Source organism: Aeoliella sp., assembly GCF_965227375.1.
GTDB lineage: Bacteria > Planctomycetota > Planctomycetia > Pirellulales > Lacipirellulaceae > Aeoliella.
On sequence record NZ_CBDDFX010000001.1, the window covers coordinates 48,264 to 71,931 of the forward strand.

General features: G+C 61.3%; 19 protein-coding genes. 10 read left to right on the top strand and 9 right to left on the bottom strand.

Features of this window, described 5'->3' with window-relative positions; genetic code table 11:
• The first annotated feature begins 473 nt into the window (after positions 1 to 473).
• Entirely contained in the window at positions 474 to 932 is a 459-nt protein-coding gene (locus ACQK2L_RS00225) for a hypothetical protein (RefSeq protein WP_425394945.1), read from the top strand.
• 108 nt (positions 933 to 1,040) lie between these two features.
• Here the strand turns inward: ACQK2L_RS00225 and ACQK2L_RS00230 are convergent, their stop codons facing one another.
• The 3 genes from ACQK2L_RS00230 to ACQK2L_RS00240 form a co-directional block, all read right to left on the bottom strand.
• Complete coding sequence (locus ACQK2L_RS00230) at positions 1,041 to 1,907, bottom strand: slipin family protein (RefSeq protein WP_425394946.1); 867 nt, start codon at positions 1,905 to 1,907, stop codon at positions 1,041 to 1,043.
• A gap of 337 nt (positions 1,908 to 2,244) precedes the next feature.
• Positions 2,245 to 3,426: an elongation factor Tu gene (gene tuf / locus ACQK2L_RS00235; protein WP_425394947.1), complete on the bottom strand. Its 1,182-nt coding sequence runs from the start codon at positions 3,424 to 3,426 to the stop codon at positions 2,245 to 2,247.
• A gap of 305 nt (positions 3,427 to 3,731) precedes the next feature.
• The gene (locus ACQK2L_RS00240) at positions 3,732 to 4,100 is read right to left on the bottom strand and encodes a hypothetical protein (protein ID WP_425394948.1); all 369 of its coding nucleotides are present in this window, start codon (positions 4,098 to 4,100) and stop codon (positions 3,732 to 3,734) included.
• Between the two features lie 532 nt (positions 4,101 to 4,632).
• Between ACQK2L_RS00240 and ACQK2L_RS00245 the strand changes: the two genes are divergently transcribed.
• Positions 4,633 to 5,154: a chemotaxis protein CheX gene (locus ACQK2L_RS00245; RefSeq protein ID WP_425394949.1), complete on the top strand. Its 522-nt coding sequence runs from the start codon at positions 4,633 to 4,635 to the stop codon at positions 5,152 to 5,154.
• A complete protein-coding gene (locus ACQK2L_RS00250) occupies positions 5,151 to 5,516 on the top strand; it encodes a response regulator (protein WP_425394950.1) in 366 nt (121 codons plus the stop codon). Before ACQK2L_RS00245 ends, ACQK2L_RS00250 begins: the two co-directional genes overlap by 4 nt.
• A gap of 64 nt (positions 5,517 to 5,580) precedes the next feature.
• Here ACQK2L_RS00250 and ACQK2L_RS00255 read toward each other — a convergent pair whose 3' ends face one another.
• From ACQK2L_RS00255 to ACQK2L_RS00265, 3 genes are all read right to left on the bottom strand, one after another.
• On the bottom strand, positions 5,581 to 8,178 hold the full coding sequence (locus ACQK2L_RS00255; RefSeq protein WP_425394951.1) for a glutaminase domain-containing protein: 2,598 nt from the start codon (positions 8,176 to 8,178) through the stop codon (positions 5,581 to 5,583).
• Positions 8,179 to 8,483: 305 nt separating this feature from the next.
• Positions 8,484 to 9,482, bottom strand: coding sequence for a ParB/RepB/Spo0J family partition protein (locus ACQK2L_RS00260; RefSeq protein WP_425394952.1), 999 nt, complete (start codon positions 9,480 to 9,482; stop codon positions 8,484 to 8,486).
• Complete coding sequence (locus ACQK2L_RS00265) at positions 9,475 to 10,221, bottom strand: ParA family protein (protein WP_425394953.1); 747 nt, start codon at positions 10,219 to 10,221, stop codon at positions 9,475 to 9,477. Before ACQK2L_RS00265 ends, ACQK2L_RS00260 begins: the two co-directional genes overlap by 8 nt.
• Before the next feature lie 195 nt (positions 10,222 to 10,416).
• Between ACQK2L_RS00265 and ACQK2L_RS00270 the strand changes: the two genes are divergently transcribed.
• Genes ACQK2L_RS00270 through ACQK2L_RS00280 form a run of 3 tightly spaced genes read left to right on the top strand, consistent with a single transcriptional unit; the run spans position 10,417 to position 12,715 of the window.
• A complete protein-coding gene (locus ACQK2L_RS00270) occupies positions 10,417 to 11,214 on the top strand; it encodes a hypothetical protein (RefSeq protein ID WP_425394954.1) in 798 nt (265 codons plus the stop codon).
• Positions 11,215 to 11,243: 29 nt separating this feature from the next.
• A complete protein-coding gene (locus ACQK2L_RS00275) occupies positions 11,244 to 11,987 on the top strand; it encodes a hypothetical protein (protein ID WP_425394955.1) in 744 nt (247 codons plus the stop codon).
• Complete coding sequence (locus ACQK2L_RS00280; protein WP_425394956.1) at positions 11,984 to 12,715, top strand: hypothetical protein; 732 nt, start codon at positions 11,984 to 11,986, stop codon at positions 12,713 to 12,715. Before ACQK2L_RS00275 ends, ACQK2L_RS00280 begins: the two co-directional genes overlap by 4 nt.
• 45 nt (positions 12,716 to 12,760) lie before the next feature.
• Here ACQK2L_RS00280 and ACQK2L_RS00285 read toward each other — a convergent pair whose 3' ends face one another.
• The 3 genes from ACQK2L_RS00285 to glpK form a co-directional block, all read right to left on the bottom strand.
• Entirely contained in the window at positions 12,761 to 14,092 is a 1,332-nt protein-coding gene (locus tag ACQK2L_RS00285) for a Gfo/Idh/MocA family protein (protein WP_425394957.1), read from the bottom strand.
• A gap of 299 nt (positions 14,093 to 14,391) precedes the next feature.
• On the bottom strand, positions 14,392 to 15,939 hold the full coding sequence (locus ACQK2L_RS00290; protein ID WP_425394958.1) for an FAD-dependent oxidoreductase: 1,548 nt from the start codon (positions 15,937 to 15,939) through the stop codon (positions 14,392 to 14,394).
• Positions 15,940 to 16,078: 139 nt separating this feature from the next.
• Complete coding sequence (gene glpK, locus ACQK2L_RS00295; RefSeq protein WP_425394959.1) at positions 16,079 to 17,569, bottom strand: glycerol kinase GlpK; 1,491 nt, start codon at positions 17,567 to 17,569, stop codon at positions 16,079 to 16,081.
• 175 nt (positions 17,570 to 17,744) lie between these two features.
• Here glpK and panB point away from each other — a divergent pair, with 175 nt between their 5' ends.
• The 4 genes from panB to ACQK2L_RS00315 all read left to right on the top strand — a co-directional run bounded on the left by panB (position 17,745) and on the right by ACQK2L_RS00315 (position 23,492).
• Positions 17,745 to 18,542, top strand: a complete 798-nt coding sequence (panB, locus tag ACQK2L_RS00300; protein ID WP_425394960.1) for a 3-methyl-2-oxobutanoate hydroxymethyltransferase — start codon at positions 17,745 to 17,747, stop codon at positions 18,540 to 18,542.
• Between the two features lie 98 nt (positions 18,543 to 18,640).
• Positions 18,641 to 19,441, top strand: a complete 801-nt coding sequence (locus ACQK2L_RS00305; RefSeq protein ID WP_425394961.1) for an ABC transporter ATP-binding protein — start codon at positions 18,641 to 18,643, stop codon at positions 19,439 to 19,441.
• Between the two features lie 225 nt (positions 19,442 to 19,666).
• A complete protein-coding gene (locus tag ACQK2L_RS00310) occupies positions 19,667 to 21,307 on the top strand; it encodes a hypothetical protein (RefSeq protein ID WP_425394962.1) in 1,641 nt (546 codons plus the stop codon).
• Between the two features lie 280 nt (positions 21,308 to 21,587).
• Positions 21,588 to 23,492, top strand: coding sequence for a hypothetical protein (locus ACQK2L_RS00315; protein ID WP_425394963.1), 1,905 nt, complete (start codon positions 21,588 to 21,590; stop codon positions 23,490 to 23,492).
• The last annotated feature ends 176 nt before the right edge of the window (positions 23,493 to 23,668 follow it).

A 23,668-nucleotide genomic window follows, 5' to 3' on the forward strand; every position in this document is an offset into this window, starting at 1 on the left:
CAGGCGTGGTGGCGGATTATTGCAGCGGGCGGGTGGTGCGGTAGGATGGATGTGGGAGATCAAGCGACTTGGGACCACAGACTCACTGGACCGCTGAAAGCCCAGTACGGCGGAGCCACAACCAAAGCGATTTGAACAGGAGACCGCAGAGGGAACAGAGAGTACAGAGCCGCTCGCGAGGGTCACGCTGGATATTTAGCCACGGATGAACACTGATGGACACGGATTTTAACGGAGAAGGATCGCACCAAGACAGCTCCGAAGGAGCGAAATATGGTAGCCCAGGGCAGAGCGCAGCGAGGAACGAGCGAAGCGCCGCCCTGAGTTGAAGAAGTGTCGCTAACGGCGGTCGAGGAGAATGCTCTCTACTAGTCGCAGCGCGACCGAGACCGCAACCAGCCGCGATTTGCCTTGCCAGAGGATTTGCGCAGGCTGCAAACCCTTGAAACGTCAGTAACACAGACGCTATCTACATGACCATCGAAAGTCGACGCTGTCTCAGAATAAACGGGGACAATGAAATATGTTGGACGGGAGCTACCGCTAACAGACAATGGCTCCTGTACTATTGCCGTTTTCGCCCGGAGAAGAATACTCCGATTGTCAGCCCAGCAGACGAGAACGGCAACATCGCGGTTCATGAGTTTTCGCAGGATGGTGTGCATCTGACTCTACAACTCACCGACTTGGCAGAGTCGCTTCCTCGCCGAGACGCATACAAAGTCATCGCGAGAGTGATTGGTGATTTTCTTCACGGCTTCGATGGATTCTCCATGTCTGCAATTCAAATATTGGAGTTTCAAACTACAGCGCCTGGTGGTACAGCGATCTCGCTTGCTCAAAAGGGAAAGGAGCGAGCGGTATTGCGGCCACGTGAGATATCGTTCGATCTTCAAAGAGGAGGCCAAGCCTGTATCGACTTGCAACTCTAGCGGGAGTGATGGATAAAGACGCGCAACACTGCGCGGAACTCGCGAGCCCCCAGCAACAAGTACTGAGGGCTCGCTGAGCTCTAACCCATCCAAACTGCTACCCGCGGATCACTCCACTACGCTCGCAGAAACCTCACGCCGTTCTGGCCGATCGAAGTCGACATACAGCCGCGCGTTGGCGTTCGTGCCCAGCTCGCGGAGCGTTTCGAGTTCCTCCAATCGCATTAGCGCGGCGTTCTGGGCCAGGATGTCGCCAATTTCTCGGCGGGCTTGGAAAGTGGCCAGCTCAGTCTCCGCTTGGGTCTTGGCCGCTTCGGCGTCGGCCGCGGCCTTCAGGCGGCGGGCTTCTGCTTCGGCTTCGGCCGTCGTGCGATGCGCGTCGGCGCGGGCCGCCGCTTCGATCTGGTCGACCTCCGCGCGAGTCCGCGCTTCGACCAACTGGGCCTGGCTGTTTCGCTCGGCCGCCAGTACGCGATTCATGATCTCCTGCAGATTGCCCGGGAACACCAAGTCCTTCACGTCGGCGCGGCGAATCGTCACGCCGTAGCCGGTGGCGGCTTCTTTGACTTCCTGCAGGATGTCTTCGCTCAGGCGGTTACGATTCGTCAGAATTTCCTCAAGCGACATCGACGCCAGTGAGCGCCGTGCTGCCAGTTGCACGTCGCTGTAGAGCCGGTCCTGATAGTCGCTCACGGTGTGAATCGCCGCCTGCGGATCGACCACGCGGAACTGCACCAGGATGCTCACCCGGATGGCCACCTTGTCGGCCGTGAGGATTTCCTGGCCTTTAATCGTGAGATCGCGCTCGCGCATGTCGACCAGTACGACCTCGACCTTCGGGCCTTTGCCGAACCACGGCTGCTTGGGAATCGCGTACTTGCCGGCTTCCAGCGTGCGCGCGAGCTTGCCGTCCTCGTACCACAGAGCGCGGTGCGTGTCCTTGATAATCAGTTCTTGTCCGGGTTGAGCAAACATGGTTCGTACAACAATCGAAAGAGTGAAAAAGGAGGCCCCGCAGCGGAGTCGATGTGGAGAACGAATTCGCAGATTTGGCAAATCTGAGCGACGGGTCTTACGGGCGTCGCAGCAACCATGTACTAGTCGCTCCTAACCCCGCCGGGGCCACAATACGCAAACCATTTGGGGTGATTTGAATTGCCCGCAAAGCCTAGGGTGGCTGTAGTCGAGTCTTGCGAGCCCACAGGCCGCAACGTGCTGGGGGCTCGCAGAGCTCGTCCCCAGGCACCCAAGGTTCGCGAGGAGTTTGAAATACCCGGAGGCCGAGATTGCCCTCGGCCTCCGGGCGAAACATCTACTCCACAACTCTAGTCACGACACCAGAGCCGACGGTTCGGTTCCCTTCACGGATCGCAAAACGCGAGCCTGCTTCCAGGGCGATCGGCTTTTGCAGCCGTACGTCGAGCTTGGCTCCGTCGCCGGGCGTGGCCGCTGCGGCGCCGTCCAGCAGGTGGACTTCGCCGGTGACGTCGGTGGTGCCCAGGAAGAACTGCGGCGTGTAGCCGTCGACAAACGGCGTATGCCGCCCGCCTTCCTGTTTGGCCAGCACGTACACCTCGGCCTCGAACCGCAGGCGCGGTGCGAGCGTGCCCGCGGCGGCGATTACCTGGCCGCGCTCTACTTCGTCGCGACCGACGCCGCGAAGCAAACAGCCAACGTTGTCGCCGGCCGACGCGGAGTCGAGCACGTCGCGAAACGTCTTGATCTGCGTGCAGACCACCGTTCGGGGCGCCTCGGCGAGTCCGACAATGTCGACCGAGTCGCCAGGGCGAATGACGCCCTGATCGACCACGCCGGTGACCACCGTGCCGCGTCCCTCGATCGAGAACACCTTCTCAACCGACATGCGGAACGGCCGATCGACTACCCGCGGAGGGTCGGGGATGTAACTATCGAGCGCCGCAAGCAACTCGGCGATGCATCCACTCGCCTCGGGATCGGTCGGGTGGTCGTGAGCCAGCTTCGCCGACCCGCGCACAAACGGAATCTCCTCGCCGGGGAATCCGTAGTGCGAAAGCAGCTCGCGCAGCTCCAGCTCCACCAGGTCGAGCAGTTCCGGCTCGTCCACCAAGTCGCACTTGTTCATGAACACAACCAGGTGGGGCACGCCCATCTGTCGCGCCAGCAGAATGTGCTCGCGAGTCTGCGGCATCGGACCGTCGACGGCCGACACCAGCAGCACCGCGCCGTCCATCTGCGCTGCGCCCGTGATCATGTTCTTGATGTAGTCGGCATGACCCGGGCAGTCGACGTGGCCGTAGGTGCGCGCGTCGGTTTCGTACTGCACGTGCGACACGTTGACGGTGACCGTCTTGTTCTTGTCGCGGGCAATGCCGCCTTTAGCGACCTCGGCGTACGACTGGTACTGGGCGAGTCCGCGCTCGGACTGCACGCGCAGTATGGCCGTGGTGAGGGTTGTCTTGCCATGGTCGATGTGACCAATCGTGCCAACGTTAACGTGAATCTTCTGAACCATTGCTCTAAAACTCCTTTCGAAACAGAAAGTTCGCCGCTACCGCCGACCAGCCGGAGAGATGAGCAGTCTCCCCAGCCTTTTTGTGCCCGTGCATCGCCAGAGCAGCAGTTGCGACTTGTCAAAATGACGGTGAGGTAAACCTCGTTAGCGTGGAAAACAAAAAAGCCCGCCCGGCTGCGTGGCCGGGCGGGCTGGAGTGTTGCGTGTTTTCGCTCGCACTTCAGCCATGCACCGGCCTCGCTCCTTCGTCGGACGACGAGGAGAATGAGGACGACATGCTGGAGGCGCTTGTGTTCACGGTTTGGTTACTTACGTTTCTTCTTTTTCGAGGGTTTCGCCATCCGCTGCCAAACTTGCTGGCTGACCTCCGAGTCAAGCCTCACCAGTTCGTGCTGGCGGGTGTCGACACCGGTGACGTTGCCTTTGGTCGTTTCGACGTAGACAAACGGCAGGCAGACCGCGACTACTTTGCGGGGCTCGCCGGCGCCGCGTGGCAGGTAACGGATGCGGACCGGTTGGTCCTCCTCCAGCGCTACGGCCGAGCAGCACCATAGGAACGAAGGGTACTCGATCAACTCGTAGAGCACCGCCAAGTAGTCTCCGGGTTGGATGTCCTCCCCGGCCACGCGCGCAGCAACGGTGGTGCCGATTGTCGATTCGGTTTGTGTGTCCATGATTTCACATTCCCAAATTGGGTTTAAGAACGGTTGCGTACGTAGATTCAGCGCCTAACGGGGCGTGGTTACACGGCCGTAAACTGCCGAGTCGCGAATTGAATCGAACGTGCGCGCAATGGTTCTCTCCCAACTGCGGGAATGCGAATCTCAACGCGAGCAAGCGCACCGCTTCCTCCGTTGACTTGTGGGTATAGACCCACGACGCGTGTTTGGGTTCGCGTGCGCGGTAGTTTTTTTCTTCTTTGCCTCGCCGCTGCAATGCACACCCTTGCTCTTCACTTTTTATATCCAGCACACTCACTACAACGCGGCAATTGCCATGCAACGCGCAGACTTTTAGCTGACTTCGCAAACGCAAAAACACCCGTAAAACACAGCCTCTCTGGCAACAGTGCGAGGAGTCCACAATTCCTTGCAAAGATCGCAACAACAAGCAGCGGGGCGCAGAACGCAAACTAGAGTTGTACAAGTCTCGAACAAGGCACCCCGCTCATCGGTTTGCGGAGGCGCCGTCGCCGGAGAAAACACCATGCAAGCCGAGTGGATCAATCCCTTTGTCCTTTCCACCGTCTCGACCTTCGAGACGATGCTCTGTTGTGGCATCAAACGTGGAGCGCCCTCGATCAAGACTGACCACCAGCCCAACTACGAAGTTAGCGGTCTGATGTCGCTGGAAGGAAAGGCGCGGGGCATCGTGGTGGTGAGTGTCGATCGCAAGGTTGCCATTGCCGCGGCGGAACAAATCATGGGGCACACCGCCACGACGATTGATGCCGATGTAATCGACGTCGTGTGCGAGATCACGAACATGGTGGCTGGCGGAGCCAACAACCGACTCGAACACCTTGAGATGAAGATTGGCTTGCCGTCGGTCGTGTCAGGCAAGAACCACGTCATCAGCTACCCCAGTGGCGTAGCGACCATTTCGATTCCCTTCGAAACCGACTGGGGACCAATGTGCGTGGACGCGAGCATTAAGGAGTCGTCCAGCGACGAGAACTCCGAAACCTCAAACGAAATTAGTGACCTTCTTACGGGAGCAAACACATGAAAGCTTTGGTTGCCGACGACGCAAAAATGATGCGCACGATTATCCGTCGCACCCTGGAAGGCATGGGTGTCGATACGATTGTCGACGCCGAGGACGGTGCCCAGGCTATCGAAGCCTTTGGCAACGACACGTTCGACATCGTGCTGACCGATTGGAACATGCCCCACAAGACTGGGTTGGACGTCCTGAAGGAAGTTCGCGCAGCCAATGCCGACGTCCCGGTGATCATCATCACCACCGAAGGACAGCAAAACCATGTGCTCGAGGCCGTGAAGGCCGGCGTGTCGGACTACATTCTCAAGCCATTCGAGGCGGATGCACTGAAAGAGAAGGTCGCCAAGCACCTTCCCAACCTGGTGTAGTCCAAGCCCACACAACCTCCTGCAACCTCGCCAGCGCCGCGCGCCCCTTGGGCCGCGGCGTTGGTCATTTGGCCTCTTCCACCGACGCTAGCCCCGCATCGATGTACTGCCCGCCGTCGGTTTGGTGGCAGTGGATTGCGATCACGTTGCCGGTGGGCTCCAGCGATTTTAGCGCCGCCTCGAGGATCGGCACCTGGCTGTAGGTCGTCGTGTATCCCGAGAGCTTCCGCGCCAGCACTCCGTTGATGTATACCTCCGCATCCTCGTCGTGATGCACGTGCAGAAACAGCGAGTCATGCTCTCCTGGTGGCATATCGAACGTGCGGCGGATCCAGATATCGGAGCCGTTCCAACGGGTTCCCACCCGCGCGCTGGGAGTATCCCGAGTGCCGAACCCCGACGCACCCTCGCGCCACGACGAGTCATCGTAGTCAGGTTGTTGCCAATCGCCCTGCGGCTTCCTGGTCGTGTAGCGCCATTGGGTCGACTCGGTATCGGCCGCCGGCACAACGCTGGTAACCACCGGTGGCACCGGCAGGTCGGCGTAGCCGCTGGCGTTGGTCGTGTCGCGCTCGGACCACTTTCGCCACGCGGCATCGTTGTACAACATCTGCAGGAATACACCGCCCACGACGGGTCGGGCGGTGAAGCCCACCTTGCGACCACTCTTGGTTTCGTACCAGTCAGTCATCGGTGCGCGGTCGCGGGTTTCGTTCAGGAAGCGATGCACCGGACGCACTAGCGCACGGAAGTCGTCCTGGTCCTGAGTCAGCGTGGCAGTCCACAGCACCCAGTCGAGCTTGGTGTACTCGCGACGATTATCGAGCGGCAGCCCGTAACGATTCTGCACTCGGCGGTAATAGGTCATCTCCTTCTCGCGAACCGCGTCCGGGAACAAATCGAGCCCCAGAATGCTGTCCCACACCAGGTTGTACTTTTGGCTCCAGGTGTCGGGACCATCGAACGTCAGGCGGAAGTGGTCGCCGTCGTCGGCTTCCTCGATCCACTGCGCGGCGTACTGTTTGGCAATCAGTCGATACTCCTCGGCCAGTTTCGTGTCGCCCCGCAGTTCGCAGAGTTGGGCGAACGCTCCCAACGCGCAGATGGCCTTGGCCGAAAGATTCACGTTGTGCGCCAGGTGACCGGCGAAGTCGTCGGTGCAGAGTTGCGATTCGGGGTCGTAGCCGGTTTTCTTCAGGTACTCGGCCCACTCCACTAGCGTCGGCCAATACTCGCCGGCGAAGTCGGCGTTGCCTTCGATCTTGGCGATGGCTCCCATCAGCAACAGCAAGTTGCCGCACTCCTCGACCGGCATCTGGTTTTCTGCGCTGGTCTCGCCACCGCCGTACACCTGGCCGTTGGCCTTGGGATAGGTGCCCAAGTCGTGCGGAGCGAAGGGGAATTTCCAACGATCGCTTTCGGCGTACTCCATGAACGGCACGACAAACGACTTGGCCAACGACGGTCCAAACAGCAAGAACTGCGGCGCCATCGGGTAGAACACGTCGGAAGTCGCGATGCAGCCGTTGGAGTGATTCTCCTTGGAGAACTGCAGCGGCTGGCCGTTGTCATCGGCCACGAATTTGCCCGCCGCAAAGCACTGGCGGTAGGCCAGGCAGGCGATATCGGCGTACTTCGCGCCGCCCGCGGCTTCGAGGTCCTTCACCAACTGGGCGTCGAACTTCTGGCAGCGCTCGCTGAGTTCTTCATAGTCGCCGAGCGCCTCGTTCACCAGACCCGGCCCATCCAGCCCATTGCGGCGCCAGTACGGGCGTAACTTCTTGCCCATAAACTCGATGGAATACAAGTCGTCGTACGCCAAGAGCATCCACTGCTGTTTCGCGGTGTTGCCCACCATCATCGGCTTGAGCACCATCAACAAGCCCAGGTCTTCTCCGGCGATCGCTTCGGACTGTTTGGCCTTGAGCGCATCGTCTTGCGATAGGTCCAACTGATCGGCTAGGTCAATCTCCACCATGCCGGCCTGTTGCACCATCGAATTGCGGGCGGCCAGATAGAAATAGCCCCAGTCGATGCGCAAGTCGTCGCCCGACTTGCCGAGCACAAACTGGTCGACCGAGCCAAGCTGCAGCACGGTGTTTTCGTCGCTCGAAACGGTCTCGGCGGTCACCTGCTGTTCGGGCGTATTGACGGCCAACTCGCCAGCGGCGCCAAACATCAACTGCACTTCATGCAGGTTGCCATCGAGCGAACGGACCTCGTAGCTCACGTAGGTGATCGGGCGGCTCAGCAGGTCGATGTCTTCTGGCAGCGCCGGCGTGGTGAAGGTGAGCTGCACTTCGACCGCAGCTCCCTCCAGATGAAACACTGTTCGCGTTGGCAGAACTTTTTGCGAAACTTGCTCGAGCGCCGGCATGTCGCTCGGTGTGTTGCCCAGCAATCGGTAGAGTTTGCCATCGATGCGGGCGACGCTCGACAGGCGGTGCGGCTTGCCTGCCCAGTGGGTGGTGTCGACGTCGGTGATCGACTTGCCGCGCGACCAAATGCTGAAATACGGATCGCACGCCACCAGCGGATAAGCGGGCGGAGTCCAGTTGGATTGCTCCTCGGTTTCCGCGCCATGTGAGGTGGCGGCGCCACTCATTGCCACTAACACCACCGCCAGATACACCTTGCCCATGTCCAACATCTTGGTACGCATCACAGCCTCTGCTCGAATCGGAAGAAAGTTGTTTGTGACACTCGCGCACGCCACAACTTTTCAGACTCTGTCTGAGGTTGGTCGTACACGAACAATAAACAACGGGCAGAAGCCGTGCCGGACCGTAGGGTGGCAAGGCAACCATCATTGTACTCGCACCAACATCCGGAACAAGCCATAGCAGCGCAAGGTCGAATGAAACGCCAGAAAACTGCGGGCGGGCAAAAAAAGACGAGCTACTCCACGTCATGCGACGTCCAGTAGCTCGTCAGGTGCTTGTAAAAGACTGTCGTCTGCGGCGCGGCCTATGCGGCTTGTGGCAAAGACTGCGGCATCTGTCCCGCAGTGAGTATCGACCGCAGTCGCTCGAACTCCTCGGCGTCGCCGAAGTGAATCGTCACCTTCCCTTTGCCTTTGGCATTTTGCGTCAGCTTGACGTTGGTACCCAGCGCCGTTTTGAGTTCCTGTTCCAAGTGCGCGAGTTGCTCGCTCCGCGTGGGCTTCGCAGTCGGCTGCGACCCAACGCCGCCGATGGGTCCTAGAAGTTCGGCGTCGGAGTGCATCGTGTCCTGCACCGCCTGCTCGGTCGCCCGTACGCTCATGCTTTCGGCTTTGATGCGATAGGCGAAGTCGATCTGCTGCTCTTCGTCGCCCAGCGGCAACAGCGCCCGAGCGTGGCCTTGCGAGATGTCTCCCTTGGCCAGCAGCTTCTTCACTTGCTCAGGCAGTTCCAGCAGGCGAATCAAGTTGGCGATCGTGGAGCGGTCGATGTGAATGCGCGAGGCGAGATCTTCCTGCGTGCAGTTGTACTCGGCCAAGTAGCGTTGGAAGCACTCGGCTTTCTCCAACGGGTTGAGATCCTTGCGTTGGATGTTCTCGACAATCGCCAACTCGGCCAGTTGTTGATCGCTCACCTCGCGAACCAGCACCGGCACGCGCTCCCAACCAGCCGCCTTCGCCGCCCGCAATCGGCGCTCGCCGGCGATCAGTTCAAATCGCTCATCTACCTGGCGAACGACCAGTGGTTGGATCACGCCATGCGCGCGAATGCTGTCGGCCAGGTCGGCGATTTCGACTTCGTCGAATTCTTTCCGCGGCTGATTCGGATTCGTGTCGATCGACACCACGTCCAACCACAACTGGCCGTTGTAGTCGCGGTCCATCCCATCGTGGGTGCTGGCATCGCTGGCAGCGTTGTCGTTGACAAAATCGTTTTCCAGCGGCACCGCTTCGGTGGATGGTTCGTCCAGCGAACGTCCTAGCAGTGCTTCCAGCCCTCGTCCCAGACGGCGTTGATTAGACACGATCGAGTACCTCCAGACATAGTTCGATGTACGCTCGCGCTCCCTGCGAACGTGGTGCGTAGTTCATTATCGGCACGCCATGGCTCGGCGCTTCGGCTAAGGCGACATCGCGTGGAACAACGGTGGTGAATACCACGTCGCCGAAAAATTCCCGGACTTCGCGGTCGATTTCGCGCGTCAGCTCCAACTCGGATTCGTACATCGTCAAAAGAATTCCGCCGAACTCGAGCCGCGCGTTGTCCGTACTCATCACCTGGCGGATCACTTCGATCATCTGCGTGAGCCCTTCCATGGCGAAATATTCGCACTGGATCGGCATCAGCACTTCGTCGCTGGTGGCTAGCGCCGTGCGAGTCAAACCACCCAACGATGGAGGACAATCCACCAGCACCATGTCGTACACGCTCAAGCTGGCCGCCAGGTGTTCGGCGACGCGCATCGACTCGGTGTCCGCCGCGGTTGCTAGCGCGTCGACGTCGCGAAAACTCTGACTGCCTGGCAGCACTTCCAGATGTTCGATTTCCGTTGGCTGCACCGCCTCGCGAATCGGCCGGGCGTCGACCAGCGGGTGCCGCTCGACTGGCGCACAGCCTACCGCGCTCGTGGCGTTGCACTGCGGATCGAGATCCACCAGCAGCGTTTTCTGTCCACCCAGCGCGCAGCCAGCCGCCAGGCTCACGGCCGTCGTAGTCTTGCCGACGCCGCCTTTCTGATTGGCAATGGTGAGGACGCGACCCATAGATGTGGGGCTAGGGATTAGGGGCTGGGGACTAGGGGAGCCGGAAGCGTCAGCGCCCGGAGCGGCGGATTGTAGGCACCCTGGGTGACTCGTGGTATGGCAGTTACTGCTAGCAAAAACGGGCGGCGCGGCGAACGGAACCGCGGCCGCAGACGTAGAACCTTTGCTAGCGTCCCCGATCCGGCGAGCTGCAGCATGGATAATTCCCAAGTCGGCGACCCGCCCACTCGCCCACCGCCGCTGCATGCGACGCGTCCCGAGGGCTACACACTCGACCGGTGGAACCGCGAGCAATGGACCTGGGACGACGGTCTTTTCTCCGCCTGGGCCGGGATCTCACTGGCCGGCGCCTGCTACGTGCTGATCGCTGCGGTGATCGGCGTCGCCACGGAAGTCTTGCTCACGGGTCACTCGGAATTCTTCCAAAGCGTTGACTCACTTCTATGCGCTGGGGTGTCGATGCTGGTTATCGCCGTGGCGGCGGGCATCGCCATGTTCACCGCCGGCGGCATCCTGCTGCTAGTGGCGAGCCTACCCGTGTTGTACCTCGGGCTGCATCGCCACGCCCCACTGTTCGGAGTGCTGGTCGGCGGTCTGGCGGGGGCGGTGTGTTCGCTGATTGCCTACCCAGCCGACTATTCGTCGAGCAACCTTGCCGAGCACGTTCGCCTGTTCTTGTTTCTTCCCGGGCTGGCGACGTTGTGTGGACAAATCGGTGGTGGATGGGGCATTTGCAGGAATCGACCATCTCAGCCACCTGCAGGTCGCCCTTTGCGTTTTCGGCTACAAGGTGCGTTTCTGCTTACGACTTGGATGGCTGCGTTTTTTGGCATCGCGCGGTGGGGATTTCAGTTCGACGCGCCCTGGTTCGGCCCGCCACTAGTGTGGGTGGTATTTCAAGCCGGCACGGCCTGGCTGGTGATGCAGATGCTCGCGTGGCAGGGGCTGCGAACCCCGCGACTTGGTACGGGACCACGATCGCCGGTAGAATAGTGTCGATGCACCCCCACCGGATGCGGCCCATGCTCAACCACGACGACCTCTACATTGCAACGCAGCCGCTGCCTCGGCCGGTTGGCTCTTACGTTCGCAGACCGGTAACAGACTTTGGCGCGGCGCTGATTGGTATCCTTGCAGCAGCACTGATCTACGCGGTGGTGCTGGGATTGTTCGCCTTCTTGATGTCCATACTTTACGTCGGCGCAAATGGCCAGCCGTTTGGCGAATTGCTTTGTGGCGTCCTCTCCGCGGCAGCCATTTTTCTCACCATCACGTTGGCCTGCCTGGTTCTGGGAGTCGCACCGCTCGCCCTGTTGTTGCTGGGTCTCTGCTTCTTCGCCGCACGCTCACTCTCCAGCAAGGTGAACTGGCCATTGGTCGGTGGCTTGGCCGGAGGACTGACAGGCTACCTGGGGACGATCTGGCAACTCGGCTGGACAGCTAATGACGCTGGTTGGTTGCTCTCGCTACTGTTTGGGCCAATTTTGGCCACGCTCCTTGGCCAGGCGGGTGGCTGCTGGGACGCGGTCGCACGCGAGATGACCCGTCAGCGCTACTCGCCTGAGCAAGACGAGACACCCACCGCCCGGCAGTTCAACATCCGCCAGTTGTTGATCGCCACGACCTGGCTCGCAGGCATTCTGGCGCTGCTCAAACTGCTCGGCGCGCTGGGCCCGGGGTTGGCAATCGTGGTACTCGGCGGACTGGTGCTACAAGGCATGACGCTTCCGCTGGTGATCCTCGTGGCAAGGAGGTATCACCAATGAGCGTCGAACCAGTACCCCAGGAACTGGCTAGCGAGTCGCAGTCGCCAGACCAACAAGCACTCGACGCCATCGCCCGATTGCACGCGGAGAAGCAGGAACTCGAGCGCGACGTCTATCCACCACTACCCGCCGGACCAACGGAGATCCAAGCACTGAGCACGGTGGCTATAAGCTCATTTTTGTGGGGATGGATGGGGACCGCACTGGCGGGTGGCGCGTTCGGTACGCTGATCTTTCCCATCGTTGGGACTTTTGTGGGATGTGCATTCGCCCTACTTGGCGGCATCGTCCCCTGCCTGCTCGCGGCGCTGCTGTACGCCATGAGCCGGGGCCACGTGCCGCCGAAGTTCGCCATGGGTGGCGCTGGCGCCGCAGCGGGTGTTGGGTGCGTCGCCGGTATGTCGCCGTATGAGCCCCTCTGGCAATTCGCGGCACTGGCGGGACTATGCGGGGCGGTGGGTGCGCGATGGACAACGCGCCACGGCCTGCGACGCTATTGGCTGAAGGAAGGCCTCGGCACACGCTCGGCGCGACGATTTTCCATCTTCGACCTGATGCTCCTGACCGGCTGGACAGCGATCTTCCTCACCCTTGTACGAATCGGCGTTCTCTCTGTGCAGATGCCGTGGTCGAGAGCTTTGATCATCTTGGCGATATCCCTGGCATGTGCTGGAGTGATCGAAGGCTTCGCGCAGTTGTTCGGTGCGATGCGAACCAACCAAAAGTAGCGTTCCACGTGGAACAGTTTACCTACCTCGCGCACTCACCCTATTTCACGTGGTGGGTACGCCGCCGAACTCCTGGCGATATTCGCGACTCAACAGCGCGTTGGCTTCCTCCAGGTTGGTGACCTTCATCGCTTCGGCATCCCAGACGAGCTTCGTGTCGGGGAAGCGATTGGCCACCACGCCCAGCAGCAGGGCCTCGGTGAGTGGGCCCGCGAGGCTGAACGGCATGCTGGATTCACCGTTGCCCAGGCAGGCGTCGACCCATTGGTGGTAGTGATTCGCGCCCCCGGCCTCGGGCGGCTGGTAGTCAGCGAAATTCTCCTGCGGCAGCAGCACCGCCTCTGCGACGTGCGGCAGCAGCAACATGCCCTCTTGGCCGATGAACAACGAGCCTTGTCCCGGGAGCTGCGACTCGGGTGGCAAGGGAACTTCGAGATCGGCGGGCGGGGCGTACTGACCGTCGTACCATTTCCAGGTGAGCGTGTCGGTAGTGAACTTGGTGCCAGGGAACTCGTACTCCACCAGATTCTTGGTCGGGTGGCCCAAGCCGGTGGGCGGGCGGCAGGTGGTCTTCACCCAATTGGGCGCGGTCAATTCGAGCGCGCAGTAGGGTGTGTCAAAAATGTGCACGCCCATGTCGCCAAGTGTGCCGGTGCCAAAATCGATCATCCGCCGCCACTGCGCCGGGTGGTAGATGCCGGGCACGAACGACCGCTCCTGGGCAACGCCAAGCCAAAGATCCCAATCAAGCGTCTCTGGCACTGGGGCAACCGGAGGCAACTCGCTGCTGTCCATTCCCCAGTTCTTGTTCGACCAGGCGTGCACCTCGCTCACCTTGCCGACCGCGCCCGACTGGATCATCTTCACCGCGCGGCGATAGGGGGCGGCCGAGTGGATCTGCACACCCATCTGAGTGACCAGTCCTTTCTCTTCGGCCACTTCGCGCATGCGGCGCGCCTCCGACACTTCGTGGGTCAGTGGCTTCTGGCAGTACACCGGCTTGCCGGCCTTCATCGCCCTGAGCGCCGCCGGTGCGTGGGTGTGGTCAGGCGTGGAGACCACCACTGCATCGATCTTGTCGCCCAGTTGGTCCAGCAGCTCGCGGTAGTCGGCGAACGACTCGGCCTGGGGATAGTCCTGCAGCGCGGTGGCTAGTCGCCCAGCATCCACGTCGCACAACGCAGCGACTTCCACCTGAGGATGCGAGGCGACGTCGCGCAGGTCCGCGCGGCCCATTCCGCCAACACCGATGTGCGCGGTGCGGAGCACCTGGTTGGCCGACAACGCACGAGCAGTGCGGGGCGCCAGACTCAAGGCCCCCAGGGCCGTGGCGCTGGTGGTGAGAAACTCGCGGCGACGAATGGCGCGGGTGGACATGATGCATCTCCAAGGGGGCAGATCGCGGGGCCAGAACTACGTGTAGTTCATACCAGCCGCCGCGCGGCGCTGCAACTTTTCGACTTGCGGCAACGTGCAGGAGGAGCAGAACCTCGTTTCACGTGCAACACCTTACCCACAACCCGTATTCTTCGTGTTCCACGTGAAACTCCCCCGCTGCCATTTCTACCTCGTCGTTTCATGTGAAACACGGCAACCGGCTCATTCCAGCGGGTTGTGAGCCCCATTTTCCCCTTGCCCGTGTAAGATTCCTACCAGCAGCGGCGAAGAATTCCGGATTATTTATCAGGCTTAGCAGGCAGGTGCTCTTCGACCAATTGGTTGAACTCCGCGAGCTGCGAAGCAACCCAGGCGTCGTCGAAATCGAATTCGCTGGCGAGCATCTGCGCCACCGCAGGGGCGCAGCGGCGGGCGGCAGCCGCGTTGAGCAGCAGCGCGCGGGTGCGGCGGGCCAAAACGTCTTCGACCGAAACGGCCATCTCGTTGCGAATCGACCACAGCGCCTCGCCGGTGGAGTAGGGGAGCGACGGGTCGAGCGGCTCGGCCAGCGAGGGATCGTCGTGCGACAGCTCGCCGATCGCCTGCTTGTCCTGCGTGCGAAGCTCGAGCGTCTCGGTACGACACGCCAGCGTCGGCAGACCGGCGACTTCGATCGCGCGATCGACCGCGTCCTCAGCCATGCGGCGATAGGTGGTCCACTTGCCGCCCATCACTGAGATTAGGCCCGACTCGGAGACTTCGATCACATGATCGCGGGCGAGTTTCGAGGTGTTCTGTTCGTCGCCCGACACCAGCGGCCGGACGCCGGCGAACATCGAACGAATGTCGCCGCGGGTGGGCGCTTCGCTCAGATAGTCGCCCACCGTGGAAAGCAGGAACGCGATTTCTTCTTCCATGGGCACCGGTTCGATCGGTGTCGACTCGAGCGATGTGTCGGTCGTGCCGACCAGTGTTGCCCCGTGCCAGGGGATGGCGAAGATCACCCGACCGTCGGATGTCTTGGGAACAATCATCGCCGAGTCGCCTGGCAGAAATCGGCGATCGAGCACAATGTGCGCGCCTTGGCTCGGCTGGATGCGGGCGCCGCGCGAGCTATCGTCCAGTTGCCGGAAGTGATCGCTGAACGGGCCAGTGGCATTGATCACCACCTGGGCGCTCAGTTCGTACTCGATGTCGGTCAGCGTGTCGCGAGCCACCACGCCAGAGGCTCGTCCTTCGAGGCGCCGCAGGCGCTCGACCGTCATGTAGTTCACGCAGGTAGCTCCCTCGTCGATGGCCGTTTGCATCAGAGCGACTAGCAGTCGGGTGTCGTCGAAGCCTGCGTCGAAGTAACGAATGCCGCCCTTCAGTCCGGCGGTCTTGATGGTCGGCAGCGCCGCTTGCGTGGCGCTAGGCGAGAGATAGCCCGAACTGGCGATGTTCAGCCTGCCGGCCAAGAGGTCATATGTCTTCAGCCCAGTCCAGTAGTAGGGTACTTCCCAGGTGGAATAAACCGGCACGATCGTAGGCAGCGGATAGACGATTTCCGCCGCGTTCTTCAACAGCAGCCCGCGCTCGTGCAGCGCTTCGCGCACCAGCGACACGTTACCTTGTTGCAGATAACGCACCCCGCCATGCACCAGCTTGGTGCTGCGACTCGAGGTTCCTTTGCCGAAGTCGTACCGCTCGCACAGCGCCACGCGATACCCCCGCGAGGCCGCGTCGAGCGCGATGCCCATGCCGGTCGCCCCGCCACCGATTACCACGATGTCGAATGCTTGTCCCTTCGCCAGCAAGTCGATCTGCGATTGGCGGGAGTAATTCGGGTTGGGGGGAAGGGCATTCATTGGTAAGACTCGGTTTGTGGCGATGTAGTATGGCCGCCCCGGCCGTAGCAGGGTAGCTAATACGTCTTCCTTCTGGTTCTACAGCCGAGGCGGCCATAGTACTGCGATCGCTATCCGAAAAGTTCGGCTTGACGAGATACTAGTCGAGGGCCCACTCCCTGGATCGTTCGACGGCGCGGTTCCATTGGGCTCGTCGCTCGGCGGCCTGGTCGGCGGACATCTGTGGGCCGAATCGTTGGTCGACTTGCCACTGCGTTTCCAGCTCGCTGCGATCCGACCACACCCCGGTGGCCAAGCCCGCCAGGTACGCTGCGCCCAGGGCGGTGGTCTCGGTGACCGCCGGGCGAACCACCTCGGCCTGCAGCAGGTCGGCTTGCATCTGCATCAACAAGTTGTTGTTGCTGGCGCCGCCGTCGACGCGTAGCTCGGCGAGCGGCAGCCCCGAGTCGCTTTGCATGGCGGCAATGATGTCGGCCACCTCGTAACCAATGCCCTCGAGCGCCGCCCGAGCGATATGCGCAGCCGACGTGCCGCGAGTAAGCCCGACGATGGTGCCTCGTGCATAAGCATCCCAGTGCGGCGCGCCGAGACCTGCCAAGGCGGGTACGAAGTACACGCCGCCGGTGTCGTCGACCGACGTGGCGAGCGCTTCGATTTCGGCCGCACTCTTGATGATGCCCAGCCCGTCGCGGAGCCATTGCACTACCGCACCAGCGACGAAAATGCTCCCTTCCAGGGCGTACTCGGTGGTGTCGCCAATTTGCCAAGCGAGTGTCGATAGCAGCTTGTGCTCCGAAGGTTTCACCTGCGTGCCGGTGTTCATCAAGGCGAAGCAGCCAGTGCCGTAGGTGTTCTTCACCATGCCCGGCTGGAAGCAGGCCTGACCGAACAGCGCGGCGTGTTGGTCACCCGCGATGCCGGCAATCGGAACATCGGCCAGCGGCAGGTCGCTCGCCACCGTGGCGTATACCTCGCTGGAGGAGCGAATCTCCGGCAGCAACTCGCGCGGCACGCCCAACAGCGCAAGCAACTGATCGTCCCACTCGCAGCGATGGATGTCCATCAACTGGGTACGGCCCGCGTTCGTCACGTCGGTGATGTGCACCGCGCCGCTGGTGAGCTTGTATACGAGCCAACTGTCCACCGTGCCGGCCGCCAGCTCGCCACGGCTGGCTCGCTCCCGCGCGCCGGGCACCTGGTCGAGCATCCAGGCGAACTTGGTTCCCGAAAAATAAGGATCGATCACCAGGCCCGTTCGTTGGGTGATTCGCGCCTCGTGCCCGCCGAGGCGTAGTTGGTCGCACGTGTCCGCGGTGCGGCGGTCTTGCCATACGATGGCCGGATGGATTGGCTCGCCGGTCGCGCGGTCCCAGATGATGGCCGTTTCCCGCTGGTTGGTGATGCCGATGCCCGCCAGGTCCGAGGGTGCAAGGCCCGCCTTGCCGACCGCTTCGACCGCCACGTCGAGCTGTGACTGCCAAATCTCCGCTGCGTCGTGCTCCACCCAGCCGGGCTTGGGGTAGAACTGCTGGAATTCGCGCTGGGCGATTGCCACCACGTTGCCAGCGTGGTCGAACACGATGGCTCGGGAAGATGTAGTACCCTGATCGAACGCCAGAATGTGGGGCATCGCCTGTTTCCTCCCAGTTAGATGTGTCGGAGCCACCCGCGAAAAGGCCGCCCGTTCAAGTTACAATGCATCGACGTAAGATACCACAGGCGGCACCTGGTCCATAACTTTGTGTAGGGTGGAGTGCCACCGAAGGTGTGACCCTGCGAACCCTGGCCCTCGACCACTCAACCCAATGCCTCGCCCTAAGCGTATCACCGTGCCCGAGTTTACCGCGTTCAAACAAGCGGGCCACAAGATTTCGGTGCTCACTGCCTACGACTACCCCACCGCGCGGTTGCTAGACGAAGCGGGCGTGGAGGGAATTCTGGTGGGCGACACGTTGAGCATGGTGGTGCAGGGCCGCGAGAACACGCTGCCGGTCACGGTCGAGGAGATGATCTACCACGCCGAAATGGTGGGCCGCGCGGTGGATCGTGCGCTGGTGGTGGTCGATATGCCGTTCCCCAGCAACTACCTGGGGCGTTACAAAGCCATCGAAACCGCCGGCGAGATGCTCAAACGCACCCGCGCTCAAGCGGTGAAACTCGAAGGCGGGAGCGAGCAGGCCGAAACGATTCGCGCGCTCACCTGCGCCGGCATTCCGGTGATGGCCCACTGTGGCTTGCGGCCGCAGAGTGTTCACCAACTGGGTGGCTACCGCGTGCAGCGCGATGGCGATCACCTGCTGGAAGACGCCCGCGCGGTAAGCGAGGCCGGCGCGTTCGCCATGGTGCTGGAGTGCGTTCCGCGCGACATAGCGGCCGACATCACCTCCAAAGTGCCGATCCCCACCATCGGCATTGGCGCGGGCCCCGACTGTGATGGCCAGGTGCTGGTGGTGAACGACATGCTCGGCCTAACCAGCGGGCACGTGCCAAAGTTCGCCAAGCAGTACGCCAACCTGAAACAGGACATCGTCGACGCGGCCACTCGGTATCGCGACGAGGTGCGCGACGGAACGTTCCCGGGTGACGAGCATGGGTACAAGTAGTGCGCGGGGCTTGGCGTAGAACCCTCGGCTCCCGCCGCAGGCTGGGGCTCCCATGTATTGGTCATTGAGATTTGGATATTGGTCATTCGTTGGATGCTATGTCACCTCTGATTGAAATCAAACACGTCGACTACACGCAGGGCTCGACCGAAATCCTCCGCGATGTCTCTTGGCAACTCGCGTCGGGTGCGCATTGGGCCGTGTTGGGTCCGAACGGCTCCGGCAAGACCACGCTGTTGAAGATTGCCTGCGGCTACGTTTGGCCATCGAGCGGAACCGTGCTCCGCAATGGTGAAGAGTTGATCGACCTGCGCGAGTGGCGCAAACGCGTGGGTTGGATCTCGTGCGACCTGGTCGACTTGGTTCCCAAGGGCGATACGGCGGTCGAAACCGTGGTCACGGGACGCACCGCGCAGGTCGGTTTACGGTACCTGCCGACATTTCATCCCACCGACGAGGAGTTTGTCGAAGCCCGCGAGCGCCTCGACGCGATTGGCTGCGCCGCGCTCGCCGAGAAGCGGTGGGGCGTGCTCTCGCAAGGCGAGCGCCAGCAGGTGCTGTTCGCCCGCGCGACGATGGCCGAACCGGTGCTGCTGGTGCTCGACGAACCGTGCGCCGGCATGGACCCAGGCGTGCGCGAGCGATTCCTCGCCTGGCTCGACAGTCAGCTCGCTCGCAGCGATGGTCCCTCGACGCTGCTAGTGACGCACCACGTCGAGGAAATCATGCCGCACATCGAAAGTACGCTCGTGATGCGCGAGGGGACGATCGTCCGCCAAGGCACGACCGCCGAGGTAGTGACGCACGAGGTGATCCAGTCGGCCTATAATATTGAGCTCGCAGAATTGCGCGAGTCGGGATGCCGTCGCTGGCCAATCTGGGGTCCTGGTAGCCAATGAGCTTCGCCTTGCCGGAATAAGCCCCCCAGAATCTACGGAACCAATACCAAGCCCCAAGCGTCGAAATACCTGAGGCCTGGGCGTTTCTTGAGGCTGGAGTAGATTCGCGGGGAGCAGATTTCTTCCCACCCCCCGCCAATCGTGCGTGACCCCGCAGCCTGAAGCCGATATACTTACGCGTAGCTATCGCCACCCACATCGGACACTTTCCGTAGGACATTGGTCATGGACAAATTGCTCACCCAAGTGCGTCGCGCTCACCGCCGGTTGCTGGTCGAGAAGTTCTTGCACTATCTGGTGTGGTCGGCATTCATTGCTCTGGCAGTAGCCGCTGTGGCGATTGCCGCTCCGCAACTGGTGGCGATTGATAACCTGCCGGCCAATTGGACACAGGTTTGGCTGTGGCTGGCTGGTGGTGGTTGCGTGTTAGGCGCGTTGATCGCCACATACGTCACTCGTCAAAGTACGCTCGACGCGGCCATCGAGATCGACCGTCGCTACCAACTTCGCGAGCGAGTCGCCAGCAGCCTGGCACTCTCGCCGACGGATCTGGACTCGCAAGCGGGTCAAGCGCTGCTGAAAGACGCTTCGCACCGCATCGACCGCATCGACATCGGCGAGAAGTTCCGCCCTCACATGGACCGCCGCGCGTGGTTACCCTTGGTGCCCGCAGTGATCGTGTTCTGCCTGATCACGTTCGGCAGCAACAAGGAGGCACTCAGCAGCGTCGAACCAACTCCTACCAACGCCGCCCGCGCCAAGGTGAAGAAGGCCAACGAAGAGTTGCAGAAGAAGTTGCAGGACATGAAGAAGAAGGCGGAGCAGAAGGACCTGAAAGAGGCCGAAGAACTGCTGAAGGAACTCGAGCAGGAAACCAAGGAGCTGAACAAAGACAATCCAGAAGAGCGCAAGAAGACCACGGTCAAGCTCAACAACTTGGCCAAGCAGCTCGAAGAGCGCCGCGCGAAGCTCGGCACTTCCGAATCGCTGAAGAAGCAAATGGAAAACATGAAGGAGCTGAGCCAGGGTCCTGCCGACAAAATGGCCAAGGCGATGCAGCAGGGCGATTGGAAGAAAGCGATCGATGAACTCAAGCAGCTGCAGGACAAGATTGGCAAAGACAACTTAACCAAGTCCGAGAAAGACAAACTCGACAAGCAGCTCGATCAGCTGAAGAAGAAGCTTGCCGACGCGACGCAGGCCAACCGCGAGGCGATGAATCAGCTCAAGAAGCAGATTGAAGAGCAACGCAAGAAGGGCGACTTGGCTAAGGCCGGCGAGCTGCAGCAAAAGCTCGACCAGATGCAGCAGAACCAACCGCAGATGCAGAACCTCGACAAACTGGCCCAGAAACTAGGCCAGTGTCAGAACTGCATGAAAGCCGGCGACAAAGAGGGCGCCGCCCGCGCCATGTCGGAGCTGGCCGACCAACTGCAGCAAATGCAGCAGCAAGGCCAAGAACTCGAAATGCTCGACGAAGCGCTGGCCCAACTCGAAGCAGCCAAGAACGCCATGAACGGCATGAACATGGACCAGGCGTTCCAGGACGGAATGGGTGGCATGGGCGACCAATTCAACGAACAGGGCGGCATGGGCATGGGCGCCGGCCGCGGCTACGGTCCGCGACCCGACGAAGAAAATCCCACGCAGTTCCGCGACACCCAGGTTCGTCAGAACCCGGGCCAGGGAGCGGCGACCTTTGGCGGCTTTGTCGATGGTCCCAACGTGGCGGGCCAAACGGGCATCGCCGCAGAACAAGAGCTGGAAGGCATCAACGCCGAACCCGCCGACCCACTCACCAGCCAACGCCTGCCCCGCGCTCACGGCCAACACGCCGAAGAGTATTTCAAGCAGTTGCGGGAATAATCGAAGCTCGGCAACTCGTGATTCGTGACATTCTGATTCTGAAGCGCGCGGCGCAGAGTTCTGCTGCCCACCACCATCTGTACCGATTCTAACGGTTATTTTACGGCAGATAGCAGCTTTAGCGCCTCTGGCAGTGCGTAGACAACCTGCACTGGCAAAGGTAGATTGGGGTGACTTTAAGGGCCCCCTCTGCCAGGGCGGTGGCGTTGTCCGCCCGGCATATGGCTTCGGACGCAAACGAGCGAAGGATAGACTTCCCATGTGTTGCGCAATGCACTCGATGAAGTGCGCTTGGGTAGGGTTAGCGGTGGCCATATTGCTCACGTGCAGCAGCCCCGCCGAAGCGGTCAGCGAGCAGATGGCTGCTACGATCGAGCAGGCCAAAAGTGGGTTCGACCCGGTGACTGCCGAAGAGGTAGCCTCCGCCCGCCAGTCGCTGGTCGACGCCGCCCAGCAGTTGGAGACGTTTCTGGTGCCCGGCAGCCAGCGCGGCGAGGCTTGGAAGCGCTACCTGAAGTGGGATGGCGTACAGCAAAGCCTGGCCGACACCGATCGCCCCAACCTGGGTGCGATTGCCCAGTCGCTCAATCGCTTCCGTTCCGGCGCAGCCGGCTTGGAGTTGACTCCGTACCAGCGTGTGGCGACGGCCATGGAGAAGTACCTCGATTTGTCGACCATCTCCCGCGCTCGCGACCAGCAGGCGTTTATCGACCGCCAGCTAGAGCTGCTGGTGAAGTACCTCGACCGTTACGCCGAAGATGGATCGACGCGCGCCCGATTCGAGATCGAGCGGCGACTCGACTTCTTCAGCGGCATCGGCCGAGCCACGGAACTAACCTCGACGCTGCGCAATGAGTTCAATCACCCCAACTTCCGCGCGGAAATCTCCGAGCGGTTCCTCCAACGCGTGGCCTCCAAGCCCGTGGACGACGTCTCGCCGGTGCGCGACTGCATTCTGGGCACGACGATCCGCGGCACGGGGCATACCACCGGCTCGGTGAGCCTTTCCACGGTGCCCAACAGCCGGCAGGCCGAACTGCTGCTCACTCTCGACGGAGTCACACGCTCGGAGACCAATGGCTACAACGATCCGGTGGTGATTCGCAGCAGTGGCACCACCCCGTTCACAGCGACGAAGCGAATCGCGATGGAAGATAGCGACTTCTGGAACTACCCCACGCGCGTGAGCGCCACCACGAGCACCGTGACGCGTAGCGTGAAGAAACAGGGCGGTGGCATTGGCAGCCGGCTGATTGAACGGATTGGCGAGAAGCAGGTGGCCGAGAAAAAGCCCCAGGCCAACCGCATCGCCGCCCGCCATGCCGAGGATCGCATCTCGGATAACTTGGAAGAAGAGCTGCTGCCGAAGCTGCAGGATGCTCGGTACGAGTACGAGAATCAGTTCAAGAAGCCACTGGCCGTTCGAAACGCCGAACCGCGGATGGTCGCCTTTTCGACCACCGACCACAGTCTGAATTTCGACCTGCTGCAAGCGGGGCGAGGCGAGTTGGGCGCCGAGGCGACACCGCCTGCTTTCCCCACAGGGCACGACCTTGCTGTGCGAGTGCACGAGACCGGCGCGGCCAACATGGCCTCGGTCATCCTGGCGGGGGCAACGCTATCGCAGAAGACCAAAGACGGGCATCCCAAGTTAAACGTCGAACTGCCCAAGGCGCTTCGCAAGGCAATCGACGAAGCCCGCGAAGAGGCCGACGACGAGCCCGACGAGGACGACGGGCGGGAGTTCAAGCCGTGGTCGCTCACGTTCCGTCGCCTCCGTCCGGTGACGCTCGACTTCCAGGATCAAAAGGTGGTGATCCGCGTTCATGCGGCGCGCATCGAGGTGCAGGACGACACCTACGATGGTTGGGACATCGAGGTCACTTATGGACTACACGTGCAGAATGGTGGTCTGATCCTGGTTCGCGATGGTGAGATCGAGGTCGTCCCCTCGTCGTTCGATCCGGCCGATGGAGGTGGCTTGAGTGGCCGCCAGGTCGCCACACGAGGCGTGCTGGCGAAGGAACTCAATCGCCAGGCCGACTCGGGGCGAGGCTTCCCCGAAGAGATCGAAATCCCAATGATCGACCTGCCTGAGAACATCCAAGAGCATGGTCCCCTGCTGATGCAGGACGCCAGCAGCGAATCGGGCTGGCTGCAACTAGGTTGGCTCTTGCCGGAATGAATTAGGCTGCGAGACGTTTCTAGGTGTTTGGCCAGAGGTCGGTGCTAGCACTGACGCTACTCGCTCCGCGACTTTTTCTGCGCACTTCTTGCGCTTCGACCTCGTTTTGTCAAAGTTTGACGATTAGGTCGACGATACCAATTGTGCTGAATGCTCACGGGGGGGTGAGGATTCGA